Origin of the sequence: Staphylococcus rostri, assembly GCF_002902145.1 — a bacterium.
GTDB lineage: Bacteria > Bacillota > Bacilli > Staphylococcales > Staphylococcaceae > Staphylococcus > Staphylococcus rostri.
The window spans coordinates 35,535-53,256 of the sequence record NZ_PPRF01000040.1 but is presented as its reverse complement, the minus strand read 5'-3'; the positions used below and the strand labels follow the sequence as shown (position 1 = coordinate 53,256).

Genomic DNA, 17,722 nt, shown 5'->3' with positions numbered 1-17,722 from the left:
CTCACCCCTTAAAGCGCTTATCTCTTTGTTCGTATTGTATCAATTATACATACCAGCCACCATTAATTCGTTGCACGGTGCCTGTAATACTTTGGGACAATGGCGACAACAAATGCCCAACAACGTGCGCCACTTCTTCAGGTTGTACCAAACGATTTTGCGGTAGTGCTTCAAGCAATGCAGCAAGGTCTTCATCGCTTAACTGGTCGCTCATTGTTCCTGCTACCGCACCCGGTGCTACCGCATTGACTGTTACATTGGTCATCGCTAGTTCTTGACTCAGTGCTTTAATAAAACCAATCTGTGCTGCTTTCATTGCAGAATAGACCGTTTCAAAGCTGGCACCTGCCTCGCCCCAAATTGATGAAATCGCAATAATACGACCATGTGGACGTGCCATCAATTGACCGACAAAATGTTGGCTGAGCTTAATCAAATTATAGACATTAATGCGATACGTTTCGTCAATTTGTGCATCGGTCATATCTTGCAACATACCGAACAGACTCTTTCCACTCACATAAATTAACGCGTCCAAATTTTGAATAAATGCGAGACGTTCCATATCCATTTGTTGTGAAACGTCTAGTTGCAGTAGTTGCACAGGCTGCCCTTCATATGTCGCTGCCAATTGTTCACGAGACGCCGTATGATATGTCAAAATAACTTCATAACCACGAGAAAGAAGGTCATGCACAATTGCACGACCTATCGTTCCCGAACCACCTACAACGAGTGCCTTCATGACGTCTTCATCTCCAAACGACTGTCGACAACGTTCTCTAAGTCTAGACGTTGACGTACCGTTTCATTCATTGAACTAAGTGAAATATCGTCAATAATTGCTAATAAATCAAACAATGCGACACCATCAAAATGATACTTCGTCGCTTGATTCGCAATATATTCAGGCGAGTTCAAGCTTGATACATACTCTCCAATAAATTGACGCTTCAATAAGTCGAAAGCTTCTTGATCATCGACACTTCCAAATTTATTTTGCAACTCAGTCATCAAGCGTGCTTTTAAGGTTTCAGGTTGTTCCGTTGTTGACGTCACTACTGAAAAACTATACGTTGGTTCCACAACTGTTTGATAACTGAATGTCGCGTCAATCAAATGGTCATTCAGCAATGCTTGATAAAATTCTGTTTCTTCACCGAACACCAATTCAAAGAAAAAGGATAACTCAATATCTTCTTGAACACGACGGCGATTGGATACGTCTAGCTGATGATTTTTAAACCCTAACATGAGACGAGGTGCTTGAATTTGCATCGCCTCTCGTACGTCCGCTTCCACAATGTTATGTGACTCTTGTAATGGATCGCGTACAATATCAGGTTGTGCTGCAATATGACGTGCATCTTCATGTGTTTTGACCAACTCATAAATATGTTGTGGATCCACATCACCTACAACGAACAACACCATGTTAGACGGATGATAGAATGTCTCATAACACAAATACAAGTCATCTTTTGTAATGTCATAAATGCTTTCCACGCTACCAGCAATATCTACTTTGACAGGGTGATCATGGTATAAACCACGTAATGTATTGAACATTAGGCGATAACCTGGTTGCTCTTGATACATTTTAATTTCTTCAGCGATAATCCCTTTTTCCTTTTCAACAGACGCTTCTGTAAAATAAGGTGATTCCACCATTTTTAATAAACGTAAAATATTTTCGTCGATATAATTTGTTGCACTAAAGAGATAGCTTGTACGATCAAAGCTTGTGAATGCATTGACTTGTGCATCGTACTCGGCAAACTCTGTAAACAAGTCGCCTTCTTCTTTTTCAAACAACTTATGTTCTAAAAAGTGGGCAACGCCATCAGGTACTGTTACAAATTCATCAGATTGATGTGGTTTGAAACGCGAATCGAGTGAACCAAACTGTGTTGTATATGTGACGAACGTTTTTTGAAATCCTGGTTTCGGAATGACAAAAAGCGAGAGACCGTTATCAAGTTGTGTTTGATAGACTGTTTCATCAATTTGCTTATAATACGTTTTACGCATTGTCATCCACCGCCTTTGTCATAATGTAGATTGTGTCTAGTTGTGCTTGTTGACATAATTGTTGAATATCCGCTTTAGTTACCGCTTCAATACGTTCAATAAATGATGCCTCAGGTTCTGGCTTGTCGACTAAGATTTGATTGTGCATCAGTTCGATCATTTGTTTTGGACGGTCTTTCAACTCTTTACGATGTGATAAAATAATCTTTTTCGCAAGTGCCATTTTTTCGTCTGTAAAGTTGCCTTGTTTAAACTGCTCAAATGCATCAATAATCGTCTCTTTGGCATCTTGATATGCATCACTTGAAACACCACTTAATACAAAAAGATAGCCATTTTTACCGTCAATTTGTGAATGAATGGAATAAGCCAAACTTTTCTTCTCGCGGACTTCATTGAATAGTACAGACGATGGATCTGCTCCGAACATCATATTAAAGACGATTAATGCCGGGTAATTTTCCGCACCGTATTGCGTTGGGAAACGAAAGCCCATATTTAATTTCGTTTGATCAATATCTTCGGTTTCAACCACTTCATTAACAGGTTGTTGTGGGTTGATTGCTTGTGTATCATGCTTTGGTTCATATGTAAATGATTGAATGTTAAACGTTGATGCTAATTTTTGTATCGTCGCATCTTCATCCACATTGCCAACCACATAAACGGAACAATTATCATGATGTAACATACTTTGATATGTATCGAAAAGTGTTTTTGGCGTAATATCTGCTAATTGATCGAGCTGCCCTACTGCTGGATAGCTATACGGCTGATCTCCAAACATATATTTTAATAACTGCAAATATGATAATTGCGTTTTATTATCTTCAATCGCAATCAATTTATTCTGTAATAGGCGTTTTTCCTGTGCTAAAAATGTTTCGTCGAACTGCCCTTCATTAACGAGTGGATTCAAAATAACTTCTTTTAAAAGTTGAATCCCCTCATCGATTAATTGTAAATCATCTGGTAAATAACGTTCATTGACGATTTCCAGACTGATTGTAATCACATGACGATCTTTAAATTTAGATACGTTACTATTCAGATACGCACCGTATAAATGTGATAAATGCTGATTGAACGCTTTATCAGTTGGATATTTTTGCGTCGCACGTACCAACATTTTGCTGAGTAGCGAACGTTCTGTCATCGTATCGATATCAAGTGGTGCCATAAATTTAAATGCAATCGTTGTTGTTTTAAATTTATCTGTCGGCAATACACGAATCGGTACATCTGCATGTAAAGTCATATTCATCGCTCCTTTTAGATTTTAATTATAGACGTTTCCTTACTGTTCGGAATTTGACTAAGCTGCTTTTGAAATAATTCAGTGAATATAAGACGGGTTTACCATCTGTTGTGTAGTGCACTTGTCTTAATAACATCAAGCCTTCATGTGGATCTGCTGCAAGTGCCTCTGAAATATACGGTTCATAGCTAATCGCTTCTATCTCTGTTTCCGCATATGAAATGCTTTGTTGCGTCGCTTCTTCAATCGCTTTCAATATTGACGACTGCTGATCATGTGCACCGAAATATTGTAAAACATTTTCTGCGACTTTATCTAAACAATATACCACTGGTTGATCGTCTGCTGTACGGATACGCTCAATAACCGTAATCACCGTACCCTCATCAAGATTCATAACACGACAATCGTCACGTGACGCAACTTCTTCATCTAAACTTAAAAATACCGTCCCTGCTTGATACCCTTTTTCCGTAATCATACGGCCTACACTCATTAATTCATCAAGCGGATAGAAGAAAGGTTGCGGCGTTTTGACACGCGCACCTTCCTCAAAGTTTTCAGTTACAATTTGTTCCGTTACTAACTCATGAATCGCTACTTGGACATCATCTGTTTTCACATCACACGCACGTGCCATCGTTAACAAACTAGGCAACGGCTCCCCAGATTTCAAATGCTGTTGTTCAATTTCTGTTAAAATCCATTCTTTTACTTTATTCACGTCAGGATTAATGGACACATTTACACCTCATTATCATTTAAATCAACTAAAATTTGTCTTGGCTTACTTCCTTTTTGCGGTCCGATAACTTGATTGCGTTCAAGGTCGTCCATAATGCGAGAAGCACGATTATAACCAATTCTAAACTGGCGTTGTAACAGTGACGTACTCGCCTTTTGTTGCTCAATCACAAACAAGTATGCTTCTTTATACAATGGATCATCACTTTCAGTTTCTGCATTTTCGACTTGCGCATCAGGCGTCATCTCTTTCACATAATTTGCACGTTGTTGCGCGACGACATAGTCGACAACTTTTTGTACTTCGCTATCACTAAGGAAAGCACCTTGAACACGTGTGCGCGTCGAACCACCATTTTTAATAAACAGCATGTCGCCCTTACCTAATAGTTTTTCAGCGCCACCACTATCAATAATCGTACGTGAGTCTGTTTGCGAACTTACCGCAAATGCGATACGTGACGGAATATTGTTCTTAATCAATCCCGTAATGACATCAACAGACGGTCTTTGTGTTGCGATAATCAAATGAATACCTGCCGCACGTGCCATCTGTGTGATACGTGTAATGGCTGTTTCAACATCTTTGCCTGCAACCATCATCAAGTCTGCCAACTCGTCCACTATCACTACAATATATGGAAGTAATGGATGTTTTTCATCTAGTTCCTTATTTTGTTGTTCAATGTAAGCATTGTAACCTTTAATATTACGTGTGCCAGAATGTTGGAAAAGATCATAACGACGTTCCATTTCAGCAACAACTTTTTCAAGTGCTTGCGCCGCCTTATGTGGATTCGTTACAACCGGCGTCAACAAGTGCGGAATGCCATTGTAGACGTTCAATTCCACCATTTTAGGGTCAATCATCATCAGTTTCACTTCATGTGGTTTGGCATTCAACAAAATACTCGTAATCATGCCATTGATACAGACAGATTTACCACTACCCGTTGAACCCGCAACAAGTAAGTGTGGCATTTTATCCAACTCTGCCGTAATCGGTTCTCCAGAAATATCACGTCCGAGTGCCACTTCCAGTTTATTTTTAGCCGGAAACTTCTCGTCTAAAACTTCTTTTAACGTAACAAGCGAAATATGGTCATTCGGTACTTCAATGCCGACTGCTGATTTGCCAGGAATCGGTGCTTCAATACGAATGTCTTTCGCCGCCAATGCCAACGCTAAGTCGCTGTGCAAGTTGACGATACGACTGACCTTCACACCTTGTGCCGGCTGAATTTCATACTGAGTAACTGCTGGACCGATACGAATTTGGGTCACCTTAGCATTCACACCAAAGTTTTTCAACGTCGTTTCGAGCAACTTCCCTTTACGCTGCACATCCGCCTTCGATACCGACTGTTGTTTTGTCGGTGCATTCAACAATGAGAACGGCGGTAATTGATACGCTTGGTTCTCCACTTCACCCGCTTCAGAAATAGAACCTTCTGCTGGTGTATCATCATTTTCTGCTGACGCTTCAACACGTTTTGGTCTCTGTTTTTTCGGCATCTCATTCATATTTGGGACCGGTTCTTTTGGTGTGTCTACATCGTGTGACGTTGGCTCAGTTTCGCGTGACGCTTGATGTCTTAATATTGGAATCGATGGCGTATCATCTTCCTCCATTGCACCTTGGACTTCAGTAAAGTCAGAAACATCTTTCGGCGATTCAGCGCTTGCCTCGCGTTGTTGACGCTTCAATTCCTTTTTCTCTGCATTTGCCATGCGTCGTTGTTCGTATCGTTTCGTTAGCTTAAAGTAACTGTTATTGATAAATTGTTTCGTCTGTTCGAACCATACTTTCGCAACATCACGATGACGTTTTTTCAGCAATAAAATACCGCTAGAAATGAGCAATAATAGCGTCAGTAATACAACGCCCGCCCACGAAATCAACGGTGCAAACAATTCGATTAAGTAGTAGCCGAACACACCGCCACCAAAGTTTGGAAAAGCGGCTTTATCATAACTTTTAAATACATAAGACAACACGGGTTCACGTTGTGCTTGCATACCACCGACAATGCGATAATACAATTGTGCCACAAATAATAAAGCGATTTGCAGGACAATTGAACCGGGTACACGGCGCGTCTTCGGTAGCTTACCGTTATACGCCAAAAAGCCCGTTGCTAATAAGATGAGTACATAGGTTACATAGCGTGTCAGTCCAAATAAATAGTTGAAAAAACTATCAATCCCGACACCGATTAAACCTAATTGAAAAATCCCCAACATTACTAGCACGACGACCACAATCGCTATGACAAAGCGTAGTGGTGAATCTTTTTGTTTTTTCTTCGGGGAACGTTTTCTACTGCGCGACGCTTGTGTTTTACGCTTCTTCGTTTGCGCCATACATCGTCACCTGCTTCTTTCTATCAAAATATGTATATATGTATGATGTAAAAAAGCGAATCTGCTCTTCAAAACTAACGTACATTTCAAAGAGTAAGATTCGTTTTTTTGTTAAGCTATCATACTATTGAACGTATTGCGTATCATTAAATTTCAGAAATGACTGGGATAATCATCGGACGTCTGCGCGTACTTTCAAATAATAATTTACTAATTTGATCGCGCATATTTTGTTTGATTTCTGACCATTCGATACGCTTTTCTTGCAGACCTGCTTCGACAATTTCACGTACTTTTTCTTCTGCTTCTTTGAGCAATGCTTCACTCTCACGCACATAAACAAAACCACGTGATTGAATCTCAGGACCTGCTGCAATACGTCTGTTTTTCGGATCTAATGTCACAACTGCGATAAAAATACCATCTTCTGCTAATAAATGACGGTCGCGTAACACAATGTTGCCTACATCGCCGACACCGATACCATCAATCAGGACATTACCTGCGTTGACTTTTTCATTCAACGTCATATCTTCACCATCAAAGTTAATCACGTCACCAGACTCTACTAAGAAAATCTTTTCTGGTGCAACACCTGCTTCACTCGCAAGTTTCGCGTGTGCAATTTGCATTTTGAACTCGCCTTGTACTGGAATGAAATATTCAGGTTTCATCATGTTTAACATTAATTTAAGTTCTTCCATGCAACCATGACTTGATGCATGGATTTTTTTGTTATTCGGAATGACAATCGCACCTGCACGCGCAAGTTCATTCAATGTGTCACCGATAATCACTTCCATATTCGCTGAAGCTGTAATCGCTAGGAATACTGAATCGCCACGTTGAATATTCATGATTTTATGTTTATTTTGCGCCATTTGACTTAATGCTTCTACAGGTTCACCTTGCATACCCGTCGCAATAATAATCACTTCATTTTTTGGATAGTTTTCAACTTCATTAATTGGGATTAATAAGTCTTTTGGAATGTTGAAATAGCCCATTTTACGTGCAATGCTAAATGAACTTTCAAGTGAACGACCTAAAAATGAAACTTTGCGGTTCAAACGACTTGCGATATTCAATACTTGCTGAATGCGAATAAAGTTAGATGCATAACAAGATACGATGATACGCCCTTGTGCTTTGGTAAACGCATCAAACATATGACTTTCGATCACGTTTTCTGGCGTATTGTAACCTGGTTTTTCCGCTTCAGTTGAATCACTTAACAGCGCGAAGACACCTTCGTCACCGATTTCCGCCATTTTCTTCAAGTCTGGCGCATAGTGCCCGTGTAAGCTTTGATCGAACTTGAACTCGCCAGTATAGACGATTGCACCGTATGACGTATGAATGCAGACTCCAAGACTATCCGGAATACTGTGTGTCGTATTGAAGAACGTTACATTGACACTCTTGAAACGCATGACTGAGTCGTTATTCACAACGTAGTAGCGGATTTTTTTGTCAATTTGGCGTGCGCGCATATTTTCTTTAATTAATGCAATTGTTAACTTAGAACCATACACTGGTGCTTCCACTTGTTCTAACACGTATGAAACCGCACCAATCGCATGCTCGTGACCGTGTGTTAAGAAAATCCCTTTTAACTTATGCTTATTTTCAATGACATATTGGATGTCTGGAATAACGATATCAATCCCAAGCATTTCATCTTCTGGGAACTTAAGCCCTGCATCCAACATGAACATCTCATCATCAACTTCAACGATATACATATTTTTGGCAATTTCACCAACACCACCGAGTGGAATGATACGTATATTTTTATTTTTCTTTTTTACTAAATTCAAAATGTTACCTCCTAATAAATATAACCCGTCCATATTACAGTCATACTTTATTATAGTAGATATTAACAGCTCTGTACACTGTTAAAGAATCAGATACACAATAAACTTCATGCTTAGATTTGTGCTTGTGTATCTTTAAAATAACTCCAAATATAATTTATACTAACTTTATTAACTTATGTTGATTCTAGTTTTTACCGGAAAGTTTATGTATCTCTTGTTCCAATGACTTAATCACATGCATAATTTCACTAAAAGAGGGATAATCTTTGAAAACATTTCTTTCATGTTGTTATTCGGTTTCCACTATCTTCTTAATAATGCGATAAATCCAAGTTGCTGTCATTTTACCTTCTTCAAGTATCTGTTTCTTGTCATTAGAATCTAAGCTATCTCTCAAGCGTTCAATATGTTGTTCTGTAATTTGATCTTCCCCTAGCGTTTTAATAGCTTGAATCACTGTAGCAGTATGTGTTGATATATGAGAAATATCACTGTTCCTTGTTTTTTTAAACGCAATTGTTGTATTGCCGAATGTGTATTCCACATATCTTCCATCCGATATATATACCCATTTGGAAGGTACTTGTGTTGATAGTCCTAATAGATTCAGTGCTGTATTTCCAGAAGGCGCAATTGTCCAATGATATTTGCGTGCAATCGCTTTAGCGACTTCATTCGTATCCGCTATTTCATACTCACCAATTATTTCAATATATTTCGGTTTATGATAGATGCCTTTTAAAACACGCTCAATCTCTTTTTTATCTACCATACGATTCAAATTTTTTCGTACCGTTTCATAATCAGCAATATCCAAAAAATCATTTGCAATAAAAACAGCATTTTGCGGAAGATTATCAATGCGCTTTTGTATTTTTGATTTGTAATTAGTCATTGTTATCACTCCTGTCCCAAATATTATACACTTTTTGGGATGGTAAACCTAATTTTATAGCTCTTCACAATGCTATTAGAACCCAAAAAACAGACAAATGAGTATAACAATCTCTCATTTGCCTGTTTTGTATAACTGATAACATAAATTATTTATTGTGCCTTAAAAATTAATGCGATACCTCGTCACAAGTCTATTTCTTGATTTCAGAGACTTTTACCTTGTAGTAGTGTCTCCCAATCAACAAATTACATTCCACTTTATCGATAAATCCTTGTGAAATTCATAATAATTATATTTATTTTTGTCACTACTATAAATTATTTATTACACCTACAACAAAACTTTGTGAGATGCATTGACACGACCTTGTTTGTCGATTTCAGTGACTTTTACTTTCAACGTATCACCGATTGCCAACTTATCTTCTACTTTGTCGATGCGTTCTTTTGAAATTTGTGAGATGTGTACTAAAGCATCTTTACCTGGGAACAACTCAACAAATGCGCCGAACTTTTCAATGCGTTTTACTTTCGCATCGTAGACTTGACCTACTTCTGCTTCACGTACAATGCTTTCAATCCATGCACGCGCTTCGTTAATCATCGCTTGATCTACTGAACCGATGTAAACCGTACCGTCTTGTTCAATGTCTAGTTTAACACCTGTTGCATCGATAATTTCATTGATTTGCTTACCACCAGGTCCAATAACATCACGGATTTTTTCAGGTTTAATCGTCATGATTTCAACTTTAGGTGCATATGCACTCAATTCTGCACGTGGTTGATCAATTGTTGATAACATATGTTCAAGAATTGCAAGGCGACCTTTACGCGCTTGTTCTAATGCTTCTTCAATCACTTCTTTTGTTAAACCGTCAATTTTAATGTCCATTTGAATCGCTGTGATACCATCTTTCGTACCCGCTACTTTAAAGTCCATGTCGCCTAACGCATCTTCCATACCTTGGATGTCTGTTAGGATTGTGTAACTTTCTTCACGTGTCACTAAGCCCATCGCGATACCAGCAACTGGCGCTTTGATTGGTACCCCTGCATCCATCAATGCAAGTGTTGAACCACAGATTGATGCTTGTGATGAAGAACCGTTTGATTCTAATACTTCACTCACAATACGCACTGTGTATGGGAATGTTTTTTCATCTGGAATAATGTATTTCAATGCACGTTCACCTAATGCACCGTGACCGATTTCACGACGACCTGGTGCACGTACAGGACCCGTTTCACCTACTGAGAAATTCGGGAAGTTGTAGTGGTGCATAAAGCGTTTTTGCTGTTCTTCACCTAATCCGTCAATCAATTGATATTCAGAGATTGAGCCAAGTGTTAATACAGAAAGTGCTTGTGTTTGACCACGTGTGAATAGACCTGAACCGTGTGCGCGTGGTAATAAGCCCACTTCTGATGACAATGGACGAATTTCGTCTGGCTTACGACCGTCTGGACGAATCTTCTCGTCAGCAATCAGGCGACGCACTTCTTCTTTGATCAATTTGTTAATTGTTGCATTGACTTCTTTAAGAACCGCTTCGTTTTCTGGATCTTCAGCGTCTTCAAACTGCGCAAGTACGCGTTCTTTAATCGCGTCTAAGTTCGCTTCACGTTCTTGTTTGTTGAATGTTAAAATAGCTTGGTTTAAGCCTTCTTGTTGCGTTAATTCTACAACGCGATCAATCAATGCTTGGTCTTTTTCTTCTGGTACAAAGACTTGTTTTTCTGGTTGCATTGTATCGATAATCTCTTGTTGGAATGCACATAGACGCTTGATTTCTTCGTGTCCAAATAAAATTGCTTCAAGCATTTCAGCTTCTGTAATTTCACTTGCGCCTGCTTCAACCATGTTAACCGCATCTTTATGACCGGCTACTTCAAGGTCTAAGCGTGACACTTCTTTTTGTTCAAGGTTTGGATTGATTACATATGCCCCATCAATATAACCTACATTCACACCTGCAATTGGTCCTTGGAATGGAATGTCTGATAAGCTTAATGCCATAGATGAACCAATCATTGCCGCCATTTCTGGTGAGCAGTTTGGATCTGCGCTTAACACGATATTCATAATTTGAACATCGTGGCGATAACCGTCTGGGAACAATGGACGGATTGGTCTGTCAATTAAACGTGCTGTTAATGTTGCTTCATCACTCGGACGTCCTTCACGTTTTTTGAATCCGCCTGGAATTTTACCTGCCGCGTACATTTTTTCTTCATAGTTGACTGTTAATGGGAAAAAGTCCCCGTCGCGTGGTTCTTTGGATGCTGTTGCTGTAGATAAAACGACCGTGTCGCCATAACGAACAAGTACAGCACCGTTCGCTTGTTTTGCTAATTGTCCCGTTTCTATTGTTAACGGTTGGTTCGCCCATTCCGTTTTAAAAACCTTTTTTTCTTGAGACATGATGAATCTCCTCTCCTACTGTTAAACATTTCGTACCTTATTTATTCATACAAACATTATAGCTTACATTATGGGTATTTAATAGTAAAAAAAGAAAGAAACCAAGTTATTGGTCTCTTTCCATTTAACTTCATCTCTACAGATATATCGCTTAGAATTAACGACGGATACCTAAAGACTTGATAAGTTCACGGTAACGTTGGATATCTTTGTCACGTAAGTAGTTTAATAAGTGACGACGACGACCTACCATTTTTAATAAACCACGACGTGAATGGTGGTCTTTTTTGTGTGTACGTAAGTGCTCGTTTAATGCAGTGATTTCTGCAGTTAAAACAGCGATTTGTACTTCAGGTGAACCTGTGTCTGTTTCGTGTGTACGGTATTCTTTGATTAATTCGTTTTTGCGTTCTTGTGAAATTGCCATAAGTCAATTTCCTCCTTTAATTTTTTAGTATGCCTTAATCTGAGTAAGGCGTCGGAGTCTCAACCTACCAAGACTAAGGTCTCTAATGTCTTAAATTAATAGACCTTATATATTATAGGATACATCATCTTCAAAATCAACTGCCAACAAATATTTCGCACGCTCTTTATCTTGATTGATTTGTGCAACGAGCGGATCGATGCCATTGAATTTCATTTCTGGACGGATATAATGGTGCCATGTTACTGTTACACGTTCGCCGTAAATGTTTTCTTCAAAGTCGAAAATGTTTACCTCGATAACGATTTGTGGCAAGTCATCATGGAATGTTGGTTTTACACCTACGTTACATACACCGCGATATACTTTGTCACTCGTGCCAATTTTCAAGCTTACCGCATACACACCTTTCGCGGGTAACACGTAATCATCACTTAACTGGATATTCGCTGTTGGAAAACCAATCGTACGCCCACGTTTTTCACCTTGGACAACTGTCCCTTTAACTTGATAGCGATAACCGAGCGCTTCATTGACTTCTGCTAATTTACCTTGTGTTAAGTCACGACGAATCGCAGTTGTAGAGATTTTTTCGCCGTTTAAGTCTTGCTTACCGACTGTGATACATTCAATTTGACTCGTATATTCTTGCAGCATTGCCATGTTGCCCTTGCCGTATTTGCCAAATGTAAAGTCAAAGCCTGCCACCGCAACTTTTACATGATTTTTCACTAAATAGTCTTGAATGAATGCCTCGGGAGATACCTCTGCAAAACGACTTGAAAAGTTCACAACTAAACAGTAATCAATACCTGCTTCAAGTAATAAATCAATTTTATCGTCAAGCGGTGTTAAATACGTTGTACGTTTTTGTTTTGGGTTTAACACAACAGATGGATGCGGATCAAACGTCATTACCGCTTTCTTTAAACCACGTTCAGCTGCTACTTCATCAAGACGTTCGAACAATGCTTGATGACCACGATGTATACCATCAAAAAAACCTAATGCAATCACAATATCTTCTTCAATGTATTGCTCAGGTTTAATTGGATGTGTAATTTCAATAACTTCCATTTCTACGTCATACTCCTTTAGTTAAATACCTTTTTCGGTTTAATTTCATTGTCGCGTGATGGATGTACTTCATAAATTGCGAGCACTTTTTCTGTTTCTGGTTCATACATTACCAGTGTTTGTTCAAAATCAACATTAAAATGCTTACGTTCAAACTTTTGTCCGTTCTGAATACGTTGGGCGAGCTTGTTATCACGCACTTCATAGATTGGTAATGCTTTGAGACCGTATAATAAAGGCAATAGTGCATCTGATAACGTGCCTGCATCGTGACGTTCTTGAATCATTTCTAACGTCAACGCCTGTTCCATATCGAAGCCGCCACTATTTGTACGTGTCAAACGAGACATATGTGCTGGATAACCAAGGGCACGTCCAATATCCGTCGCAAGTGTGCGGATATACGTTCCTTTACCACATGTTACGATGATTTCAAAAATGGCTTGGCCCTCTGTATACGTCACATCTGTCACACGCTGAATGTGCTGAATGTACACTTGACGTTCCGGACGTTCGACTTCTTCACCATTTCGTGCATATTCATACAACTTCTTACCATTCACTTTCACAGATGAATACATCGGAGGAATTTGTGTAATCCATCCATCAAACTGTTTCAACACGTCATCAACCGTTTGATTCGTCACGCGTGATGCGTCAATTGGTTCACGCACAAGTACTTCTCCCGTTTGATCTTCCGTCGTTGTCGATACGCCTATCGCAACTTCCGCATGATACGTCTTACCCATATCCATGACATAGTCACTTACCTTTGTCGCCTGTCCAATACAGATAGGTAAAACACCATCTACTTCCGGATCAAGCGTCCCTGTGTGACCTACTTTTTTCGTTTTGAGGATTTTACGTAACTTAAACACCACATCATGACTCGTCAATCCACGTGGCTTATAAACTGGCAATATACCATTATACATAGACGCTGCTCCTTTATCGTCAAAAATTCGATGCAACAACAAAAGCTAGGATATATGACTTCATCGGTTTAGACCGCATGACATACCCTAGCCTTACTGTTAATCTTGTTTGTGTAAACCTTGAATTAATTGTTCGATACGATTACCGTATTCAATCGATTCATCATATTCAAATTGTAACTCAGGAATAATACGCAATCTCATGCGCTGTCCGAGTTCTGATTTTAAAAATCCTGTTGCTTTTTCAAGCCCTTTGAATGTATCTTTACGTTCTTTATCATTACCAAGTACTGTGAAATAAACCTTTGCCAATGACAAGTCGTTTGTAGGTTGTACATCTGTAATTGTTAAAAACCCAACACGTGGATCTTTTAACTTGTTGTTGATGATATCCATTAATTCTTTTTTCATTTGTTCACCAACACGTTCTGCTCTCATGTTCATGTCTTTCACCTCTTTATACCAGTATCGAGCTGTTTACTTCAATATCTCATTATATATGACTGTATGAACACACGTCAATGTTAGGCGCTTTATCGAGCCCCGCCTATCGTTGTATTTTATAACAATATACATAAAACGGGATCCAACTTAAGAAACCAAAAACGGTAAATACAGAAGATAAAATCGTATTAACTTCTGTTAAACAAATTCCAATCGCAAAAAATAACGTTACAAGTATGAGCGTTGTAACAAAGTAGTTTATAACTCTATCCTTTAAATGACCAGGAATTTTATCTGGATCAATCGATGCAACCATATGCAAATTCTTTGAAAAATAAATGTATAGTGCTAAAACACTCGATATAACCATCAATATGATAGCTATGATCATATCAATAACATCCATGGAATCCCTCCTAAATCGGGGTATTAAGCTCACATACATTTCGCAAAGCATAGAAAACACACCCCACTATTTCATTATTACAAAATAACGAGGTGTGTCAAATAATGTTATATCAAATGTGCTGTTTTGAATGATTTCAAAGTGTCAGCACATAAGTGATCTTATCTTTCCACTTCAACCATTACATAGGCTTCGATAACATCGCCTTCTTTTAAATCGTTGAATTTTTCAATTGTGATACCACATTCGTAACCTTGTGCAACTTCTTTCGCATCGTCTTTGAAACGTTTTAATGAATCAAGTTCGCCTTCAAAGATAACGATACCGTCACGAATGACACGTACGCTAGCATCTCTTGTAATCTTACCGTCAATCACATAGCTACCTGCAATTGTACCGACTTTAGATACTTTGAAAGTTTGACGTACTTCTGCTTGACCGATAACTTTTTCTTCGTATTCTGGATCAAGCATACCTTTCATCGCTGCTTCAATTTCTTCAATAACGTTGTAGATGACACGGTGTAAACGCATATCAACGTTCTCAGCTTCAGCCGCACGTTTCGCACCTGCATCAGGACGTACGTTGAATCCGATAATAATACCGTTTGACGCATTGGCTAATGTAACGTCTGATTCGTTGATGGCACCTGTTGCTGTGTGAATAATACGCACGTTAACGCCTTCAACATCAATTTTCATTAATGACGCAGCTAATGCTTCAACTGAACCTTGAACGTCCCCTTTAATGATGACATTCAAGTCTTTCATTTCGCCTTGTTTCATTTGTTCAAACAAGTTATCAAGTGAAACGTTTTTGCTTTCTTGACGTTGTTGGATAATGCTTTCTTGTTCACGTGCTTCACCGATACGACGTGCTTTTTTCTCATCTTTGAATACTACGAAACGGTCACCCGCTTGTGGTACAGCACTTAAACCAGTGATTTCAACAGGTGTTGATGGACCTGCTGTTTTAATACGTTTACCAAGGTCATTAACCATCGCACGTACTTTACCATGTGTGTTACCTACTACGATGGCATCGCCAACTTGTAATGTACCGTTTTGAACAAGTAATGACGCAGCTGGACCACGTGATTTATCTAATTCAGCTTCGATAACTGTACCTACAGCTGGTTTGTCTGCATTCGCTTTTAATTCTTGTACTTCAGAAACAAGCACGAGCATTTCTAATAAATCGTCGATACCTTCGCCGCTTAATGCTGAAAGTGGTACGAAGATTGTATCGCCACCCCAGTCTTCTGGAATTAAGTTGTATTCCGCAAGCTCTTGCATTACACGATCAGGGTTAGCTGTTGGTTTGTCGATTTTGTTTACTGCAACGATAATTGGTACTTCAGCAGCTTTCGCATGGTTAATCGCCTCAATTGTTTGTGGCATAACACCATCGTCAGCTGCTACAACAAGAATTGTAATGTCCGTTACTTGTGCACCACGCGCACGCATTGTTGTGAACGCAGCATGTCCTGGTGTATCTAAGAACGTAATTTTGTTGCCTTTATTTTCGATTTGGTATGCACCGATATGTTGTGTGATACCACCAGCTTCTCCAGCTGTCACATGTGTGTGTCGGATAGAGTCAAGCAATGTTGTTTTACCATGGTCAACGTGTCCCATGATTGTAACAACTGCTGGACGTACTGTCGCATCTTCATCTTCTTCAACATCTTCAAAGTAGACGTCTAAGTCGTTCGCATCAATCACAACTTCTTCTTCAATCTCAACACCGTAATCTGATGCAACAAGTTCTAATGCTTCAACATCTAACGCTTGGTTGATGTTCGCCATAATACCTAATAAGAACAATTTTTTAATAATTTCAGAAGCATCTACACCTAATTTTCCTGCAAGTTCACCTACTGTAATACCTTCAGTGTAAGTAATCTTTGATGGCATTTCTTTAGGTTCTGCTGGTTTTGGTTGTTGCTGCTGCTGTTGTTTTTTATTGTTATTATTTTTGTTATTGCGTTTGTTTTTCTTGTTGTTTGGCTGATTATTGCCTTTATTGTTTTTAGGTTGTTGCTTGCCTTTACCTTGTTGGTTGGTACCTTTTGCTTGTTTGTTATCTTTCTTAGGTGCATCTGCTTTTTTGTCATTTGCAGCTTTTTTATTAAACACCTTATCTAAAATTTTGACATGATCCGCTTCTAACGTCTGCATGTGGTTTGATACTTCAACACCATTTTTCTTTAGTTCATCAATGGCATCTTTACTTTTGATGTTTAATGATTTTGCATATTCATAAATTCTTTGTTTACTCATTCAACCACTCCTTACTTATCTTCATCGATCATTGTTATCAGCTTCTTCGCAAAGCCATTATCTGTTATACCGATATTCACACGCGCCTCTTTGCCAATCGCCACACCGAGTTCATAACGATTGCTTACCACTCGATAAGGTGTCTTGTAGGTTGTACATTTGTTAATTAATGTTTTCTTCGTGTTGTCTGATGCATCATCTGCAATTAACACAAGCTTCAATCGATGTTTTTTCAATTCTGCTATTAGCACAGATTCTCCAGTTTTAACCTTGCCCGCACGCATGGCGAGTCCTAAAAAATTCAAAAATTGTTGGTTCATTTCGTAGGTATCTCTTCCCGATAAATTAATCGAATAATCTCTTTATACACAGGTTCTAACGTTTCTTGAGGTGCTTTAAAAAAGCTCTCCAGTTTTTGCGCTTGCTGTGCTTGTTCTACTAACGCAACGTCTTTACTGACATACGCGCCACGCCCTTGCATTTTACCTGTCGCATCCGCAGCAATGTCGCCTTCTTTATTTTGTACAACACGAATCATTTCTTTCTTCGGTTTCATCTCGTTGGACAAAATACATTTTCGCATAGGAATTTTACGTTTTTTCATGAAAA

At 38.9% G+C, this 17,722-nt stretch carries 16 protein-coding genes; all 16 read right to left on the bottom strand.

Annotation, left to right across the window (positions count from 1 at the left end):
* Positions 1-43: 43 nt before the first annotated feature.
* The 16 genes from ymfI to rnpM all read right to left on the bottom strand — a co-directional run bounded on the left by ymfI (position 44) and on the right by rnpM (position 17,717).
* Positions 44-745, bottom strand: a complete 702-nt coding sequence (gene ymfI / locus CD122_RS06970) for an elongation factor P 5-aminopentanone reductase (protein WP_103358278.1) — start codon at positions 743-745, stop codon at positions 44-46.
* Positions 742-2,031: an EF-P 5-aminopentanol modification-associated protein YfmH gene (gene yfmH, locus CD122_RS06965; protein WP_103358277.1), complete on the bottom strand. Its 1,290-nt coding sequence runs from the start codon at positions 2,029-2,031 to the stop codon at positions 742-744. Before yfmH ends, ymfI begins: the two co-directional genes overlap by 4 nt.
* Positions 2,024-3,295: an EF-P 5-aminopentanol modification-associated protein YfmF gene (gene yfmF, locus CD122_RS06960; RefSeq protein WP_103358276.1), complete on the bottom strand. Its 1,272-nt coding sequence runs from the start codon at positions 3,293-3,295 to the stop codon at positions 2,024-2,026. Before yfmF ends, yfmH begins: the two co-directional genes overlap by 8 nt.
* Positions 3,296-3,314: 19 nt before the next feature.
* Positions 3,315-4,031, bottom strand: a complete 717-nt coding sequence (locus tag CD122_RS06955) for a GntR family transcriptional regulator (RefSeq protein WP_103358275.1) — start codon at positions 4,029-4,031, stop codon at positions 3,315-3,317.
* A 2-nt stretch (positions 4,032-4,033) separates the two neighbouring features.
* Complete coding sequence (locus CD122_RS06950; RefSeq protein WP_103358274.1) at positions 4,034-6,397, bottom strand: DNA translocase FtsK; 2,364 nt, start codon at positions 6,395-6,397, stop codon at positions 4,034-4,036.
* 146 nt (positions 6,398-6,543) lie between these two features.
* On the bottom strand, positions 6,544-8,217 hold the full coding sequence (gene rnjB, locus CD122_RS06945) for a ribonuclease J2 (RefSeq protein ID WP_103358273.1): 1,674 nt from the start codon (positions 8,215-8,217) through the stop codon (positions 6,544-6,546).
* Positions 8,218-8,509: 292 nt separating this feature from the next.
* Complete coding sequence (locus CD122_RS06940; protein WP_103358272.1) at positions 8,510-9,115, bottom strand: DUF6088 family protein; 606 nt, start codon at positions 9,113-9,115, stop codon at positions 8,510-8,512.
* Between the two features lie 333 nt (positions 9,116-9,448).
* Positions 9,449-11,542 (bottom strand): polyribonucleotide nucleotidyltransferase, encoded by a 2,094-nt coding sequence (gene pnp, locus CD122_RS06935; protein WP_103358271.1) that lies wholly within the window; start codon positions 11,540-11,542, stop codon positions 9,449-9,451.
* 157 nt (positions 11,543-11,699) lie between these two features.
* Positions 11,700-11,969, bottom strand: coding sequence for a 30S ribosomal protein S15 (gene rpsO / locus CD122_RS06930; protein ID WP_103358270.1), 270 nt, complete (start codon positions 11,967-11,969; stop codon positions 11,700-11,702).
* A 105-nt stretch (positions 11,970-12,074) separates the two neighbouring features.
* The gene (locus CD122_RS06925) at positions 12,075-13,046 is read right to left on the bottom strand and encodes a bifunctional riboflavin kinase/FAD synthetase (RefSeq protein WP_103358269.1); all 972 of its coding nucleotides are present in this window, start codon (positions 13,044-13,046) and stop codon (positions 12,075-12,077) included.
* A gap of 17 nt (positions 13,047-13,063) precedes the next feature.
* The gene (gene truB / locus CD122_RS06920) at positions 13,064-13,981 is read right to left on the bottom strand and encodes a tRNA pseudouridine(55) synthase TruB (RefSeq protein ID WP_103358268.1); all 918 of its coding nucleotides are present in this window, start codon (positions 13,979-13,981) and stop codon (positions 13,064-13,066) included.
* Positions 13,982-14,080: 99 nt separating this feature from the next.
* Complete coding sequence (rbfA, locus tag CD122_RS06915; RefSeq protein ID WP_103358267.1) at positions 14,081-14,425, bottom strand: 30S ribosome-binding factor RbfA; 345 nt, start codon at positions 14,423-14,425, stop codon at positions 14,081-14,083.
* Positions 14,426-14,528: 103 nt separating this feature from the next.
* Positions 14,529-14,831, bottom strand: coding sequence for a hypothetical protein (locus CD122_RS06910; protein WP_103358266.1), 303 nt, complete (start codon positions 14,829-14,831; stop codon positions 14,529-14,531).
* A 161-nt stretch (positions 14,832-14,992) separates the two neighbouring features.
* Complete coding sequence (infB, locus tag CD122_RS06905; RefSeq protein WP_103358265.1) at positions 14,993-17,113, bottom strand: translation initiation factor IF-2; 2,121 nt, start codon at positions 17,111-17,113, stop codon at positions 14,993-14,995.
* A gap of 11 nt (positions 17,114-17,124) precedes the next feature.
* Entirely contained in the window at positions 17,125-17,433 is a 309-nt protein-coding gene (locus CD122_RS06900) for a YlxQ family RNA-binding protein (RefSeq protein ID WP_103358264.1), read from the bottom strand.
* Positions 17,430-17,717, bottom strand: coding sequence for an RNase P modulator RnpM (gene rnpM, locus CD122_RS06895; protein WP_103358263.1), 288 nt, complete (start codon positions 17,715-17,717; stop codon positions 17,430-17,432). The genes CD122_RS06900 and rnpM overlap by 4 nt, the downstream gene beginning before the upstream one ends.
* Positions 17,718-17,722 lie beyond the last annotated feature (5 nt).

What these genes read in the sequence shown, in the direction of transcription:
- truB (WP_103358268.1), bottom strand. Translation starts at nt 13,981, where the DNA reads ATGTATAATGGTATATTGCCAGTTTATAAGCCACGTGGATTGACGAGT.
- CD122_RS06940 (WP_103358272.1), bottom strand. Translation starts at nt 9,115, where the DNA reads ATGACTAATTACAAATCAAAAATACAAAAGCGCATTGATAATCTTCCG.
- rpsO (WP_103358270.1), bottom strand. Translation starts at nt 11,969, where the DNA reads ATGGCAATTTCACAAGAACGCAAAAACGAATTAATCAAAGAATACCGT.
- CD122_RS06950 (WP_103358274.1), bottom strand. Translation starts at nt 6,397, where the DNA reads ATGGCGCAAACGAAGAAGCGTAAAACACAAGCGTCGCGCAGTAGAAAA.
- CD122_RS06900 (WP_103358264.1), bottom strand. Translation starts at nt 17,433, where the DNA reads ATGAACCAACAATTTTTGAATTTTTTAGGACTCGCCATGCGTGCGGGC.
- rbfA (WP_103358267.1), bottom strand. Translation starts at nt 14,425, where the DNA reads ATGAACATGAGAGCAGAACGTGTTGGTGAACAAATGAAAAAAGAATTA.
- yfmH (WP_103358277.1), bottom strand. Translation starts at nt 2,031, where the DNA reads ATGCGTAAAACGTATTATAAGCAAATTGATGAAACAGTCTATCAAACA.
- infB (WP_103358265.1), bottom strand. Translation starts at nt 17,113, where the DNA reads ATGAGTAAACAAAGAATTTATGAATATGCAAAATCATTAAACATCAAA.
- CD122_RS06925 (WP_103358269.1), bottom strand. Translation starts at nt 13,046, where the DNA reads ATGGAAGTTATTGAAATTACACATCCAATTAAACCTGAGCAATACATT.
- rnpM (WP_103358263.1), bottom strand. Translation starts at nt 17,717, where the DNA reads ATGAAAAAACGTAAAATTCCTATGCGAAAATGTATTTTGTCCAACGAG.
- CD122_RS06910 (WP_103358266.1), bottom strand. Translation starts at nt 14,831, where the DNA reads ATGGATGTTATTGATATGATCATAGCTATCATATTGATGGTTATATCG.
- ymfI (WP_103358278.1), bottom strand. Translation starts at nt 745, where the DNA reads ATGAAGGCACTCGTTGTAGGTGGTTCGGGAACGATAGGTCGTGCAATT.
- yfmF (WP_103358276.1), bottom strand. Translation starts at nt 3,295, where the DNA reads ATGAATATGACTTTACATGCAGATGTACCGATTCGTGTATTGCCGACA.
- pnp (WP_103358271.1), bottom strand. Translation starts at nt 11,542, where the DNA reads ATGTCTCAAGAAAAAAAGGTTTTTAAAACGGAATGGGCGAACCAACCG.